We start from the raw sequence: 4038 nt of genomic DNA, 5'->3' as shown, positions 1-4038 counted from the left end.
CCACCCCCCAGCTGCCGCTGTCGCTGCAGAGGCTCGCCGAAGTGGCGGGCGAGGAGGATGACTTTATGGCAAGCCAAGCGGCCTCGGCGTTCGAGACGGTCGTGCGGGTAGAAGACGGGGAATACGCCGTTTCCTGCCGCGATTTGCAGGGTCTGCACATCGCTTTACAAAGGAGATTGATTAAACTAATATTAAGTTATCTTTCGCAAGATACGGAAAACATATCCTGGAGCGGCATTGAGCGAATGCGCTTCGCCGCCGCTACGGAAGCGCCGTCGACTTGGCGTCATGACGCGGGCAGCGGAGTTCGCTGTTTAAGGGAATACGACACCATGCGATGGATAAAGATCCCTCCGGAAGGAGGAGGCCTGGAACCCGGCCGTTATGTTTATGAGATACGGGAGGGGATGGCGTACATACACGCAGTATCCGCCGGCTGGACGTTCCGGCTGCAATGGCTGGACGCGGCATCTTCCGGGAGGCCGAGACCGGCCTCGCGAAGCGAAGCGATATTCGACGCGTCGGAGCTCCGTTTCCCGCTGATGATTCGCAATCGCCTTCCAGGCGACAGAATTCATGTTTTAGGATTAAATGGGTCGAAAAAAGTGCAAGATATGTTCGTTGACGAGAAGATCCCTCCATCCGGCAGGGCAACCTATCCGCTGTTATGCGATTCGGAGGGGAGGCTGCTGTGGATTCCGGGCATTCGAAGATCGTCCCATGCCCTCGCGGGGGAAGGCAGTCGCAAGCTGCTTCATATTACAGCATCGACTGGCGAATAAGAAGCAAGGGTCTATTCATAAACATAGGTATAGCGTAGGGGGATTATCACTTTGCAGAATGACATTAAGGAAGTACTATACAGCGAAGAGCAGATTCAAGCAAAGGTATCAGAACTCGGCGCACGGCTGAGCGCGGACTTCGAGGGGCGCAATCCGCTCGTTATTTGCGTTCTAAAGGGTGCGTTTATTTTCATGTCCGACCTCGTCAAGGTTATCTCGGTGCCGCTCGAGATCGATTTTATGGCCGTATCCAGCTATGGCGCGTCGACCAAGTCGTCGGGCGTCGTAAAGATTATCAAGGATCTGGATGTAACCGTAGAAGGGCGCGACGTTCTGATCGTCGAGGATATCATCGACAGCGGTCTGACGCTAAGCTACCTGATTGACGTACTGGAGCACCGCGGTTCGAAATCGGTTACGGTCGTCACTTTGTTCGACAAGCCGGCCCGCCGCGCGGTGGACTTGCAGCCGCATTACAAGGGCTTCACCCTCCCGGACGAGTTCGTCGTAGGATACGGCCTCGATTTCGCGGAGAAGTACCGCAACCTTCCTTACATCGGCATTTTGAAGCCGGAAGTGTACGAGAAATAAATCGCGCTTTATACCTGGCAGGAGGACTGATTCCGGCTCTATTGTGATGGAAAGTCATGCTATGGTAAAATATCTAAAGCGTCTGAGAGGAGGTAGGGGATGAATCGGATCATCCGAAATACTGGTTTTTATTTGATCATCTTTTTGGTTACCGTTGGCATTTTCCAATATATTAGCGGCCAGGGGGACAACACCAAGCCGTTAAGATATGACGAGCTGCGGTCTCAGATTGAGGCTGGCAACGTGTCGGAGCTGACCGTGAAGTTCGACAATCAGTCCTACTTCATAACGGGCAAATATAAAAACACCCCCGAGGGTGTGGAGAGCGAGAACTTCACCTCCCGCGTCGGCAACAGCGCAGAGGCTAAGATCGCGGAGTGGTCGGAGCAATTCGGCTTCGAGCTGACGAACAAGGAGATGGACACGCCGAGCTTCTGGGTCACGTTCCTGACATCCATCATCCCGTTCATCCTGCTCTTTGTCCTGTTCTTCTTCTTGATGAATCAGGCACAGGGTGGCGGCGGCAAGGTCATGAACTTCGGCAAGAGCCGCGCGAAGCTCTACAACGAAGAGAAGAAGCGCGTCACGTTCGAGGACGTGGCCGGAGCGGACGAGGAGAAGCAGGAGCTGGTGGAGGTCGTCGACTTCCTGAAGGATCCGCGCAAGTTCAATCTCGTCGGCGCGCGCATACCGAAGGGCGTACTGCTCGTAGGTCCTCCGGGTACCGGTAAAACCTTGCTTGCGCGCGCAGTAGCGGGCGAAGCGGGCGTACCATTCTTCAGCATCTCGGGCTCCGACTTCGTGGAGATGTTCGTCGGCGTCGGCGCATCCCGCGTACGGGACCTGTTCGAGAACGCGAAGAAGAACGCGCCTTGTATTATCTTCATCGACGAGATCGACGCGGTCGGCCGCCAGCGCGGCGCCGGACTTGGCGGCGGTCACGACGAGCGCGAGCAGACGCTCAACCAGATGCTGGTCGAGATGGACGGCTTCGGCTCCAACGAAGGCATCATTATTATCGCCGCGACGAACCGCGCGGATATTCTTGACCCGGCGCTATTGCGTCCAGGCCGTTTCGACCGTCAGATTACGGTTGACCGTCCAGACGTTAAGGGCCGTGAAGCTGTACTGAAGGTTCATGCTCGCAACAAGCCGCTTACGGGCGAAGTAAAGCTGGACGTAATCGCGAGGCGCACGACGGGCTTCAGCGGCGCGGATCTGGAGAACTTGCTTAACGAAGCTGCGCTTCTGGCAGCCCGCCGCAACAAAAAAGAGATCAACATGGTCGACATCGACGACGCGATCGATCGCGTCATTGTCGGCACAGAGAAAAAGAGCCGCGTCATCAGCGACCGCGAGAAGCGGATCGTGGCTTATCACGAGGCTGGTCACACCATTGCCGGCTTCTTCCTGGAACATGCGGATCAGGTTCATAAGGTTACCATTATTCCGCGCGGACGCGCGGGAGGCTACGTCATCATGCTGCCTAAGGAAGACCGCATGCTGGTGACGAAGCAGGAGCTCCTGGACAAAGTGACAGGTCTCCTTGCAGGCCGCGTCGCCGAGGAGATCTTTATCGGCGAGATCGGTACAGGCGCTTACAGCGACTTCAAGTCCGCAACAGGCATCGTACGCAGCATGATCATGGAATACGGCATGAGCGACAGGCTCGGCCCTATGCAATTCGGCAGCACTCAAGGTCAAGTATTCCTGGGGCGTGACATCGGCCACGAACAGAATTACTCGGATGCGATTGCATACGAGATCGACCAAGAGATGCAGACCATCATCAACGATTGTTACGACCGTGCCAGAAAGTTGTTGAACGAGAAGAGCGAAGAGATGCATCTGATCGCCAACACGCTTCTGACGGAAGAGACGCTGGAGATGGATCAGATCAAGTCCCTTATCGAGAAAGGCACGATGCCGACAGGCGGAGAAGGCGGCGGTACGCCGTCCGAAGCGTCCACGGCGGAGCCGATTATCGACGAGATCGGCGACGTGAAGGTGCGCATCCAGCCTCGCGAGGATGTCGATCCGAAGCCGGAGACGCCGGAAGGCGGAGGTTCTTCTTCCGAAGGCGATCCGAACAACAAAGCTTAAAGCTTAATGGTAGCTATACCCATAGCAAGTACGGACGTCCCGTCCCTCTCTCTGGAGAGGGCGGGACGTTTTTTTGTTTTTTGCAAAAATACAGGTAGGCATATGATTTTGCCTTACTGTTTCTATAATTCTCGGAATGAGCGCACTGCTCCGCGGCTGCAACCCGAGAAAATCGGGTTAGAGCGAGCAGCGGAGCGGACTTGGGATGCAACAGCCCAATTTTTGAAATATTGGAAAGCAATTCACCATATTTTTTCTATATTGCTCGGAATGAAACACTCTGCCCCACCAGAAGACGCACAGCCGTTCACCTTGGCAAATGAACTTGCCTAAGATAGCGCTCAATAGGGACCTCATCATTCCAAGTCACCCGTTAAGGTGGCTTGTTCTTGTATGCGATGCTGCAAACGGTTGGTGACCGAATATGGTGGAAAAATCCACTATATTGCGTCGATGTAGGCAGAGGTGAGCAAATGTAGAGGACAAATCCACTATAATGCCTCGATGCAGGCAGAGGAGAGGGGAAGTAGCGGAGAAATCCACTATATTGCGTCGATGTAGG

Annotated in this window: 3 protein-coding genes; all 3 read left to right on the top strand. The window is 54.8% G+C overall.

All coding sequences use genetic code 11. The features are described from left to right. Window positions 1–782 (top strand): tRNA lysidine(34) synthetase TilS (tilS, locus tag PAT3040_RS26080; protein WP_219930322.1); only part of this gene is annotated, 782 nt, incomplete at its 5' end. A gap of 51 nt (window positions 783–833) precedes the next feature. Then, window positions 834–1373: a hypoxanthine phosphoribosyltransferase gene (gene hpt, locus PAT3040_RS26075; protein ID WP_108994987.1), complete on the top strand. Its 540-nt coding sequence runs from the start codon at window positions 834–836 to the stop codon at window positions 1371–1373. Window positions 1374–1472: 99 nt separating this feature from the next. Beyond that, on the top strand, window positions 1473–3476 hold the full coding sequence (gene ftsH, locus PAT3040_RS26070) for an ATP-dependent zinc metalloprotease FtsH (protein ID WP_087571593.1): 2004 nt from the start codon (window positions 1473–1475) through the stop codon (window positions 3474–3476). The last annotated feature ends 562 nt before the right edge of the window (window positions 3477–4038 follow it).

The organism is Paenibacillus agaridevorans, from assembly GCF_003112455.1.
Taxonomy (GTDB): Bacteria; Bacillota; Bacilli; order Paenibacillales; family Paenibacillaceae; genus Pristimantibacillus; species Pristimantibacillus agaridevorans.
Note: the sequence above shows the minus strand (reverse complement) of the source record. Positions and strands in the feature narration are given on the sequence as shown.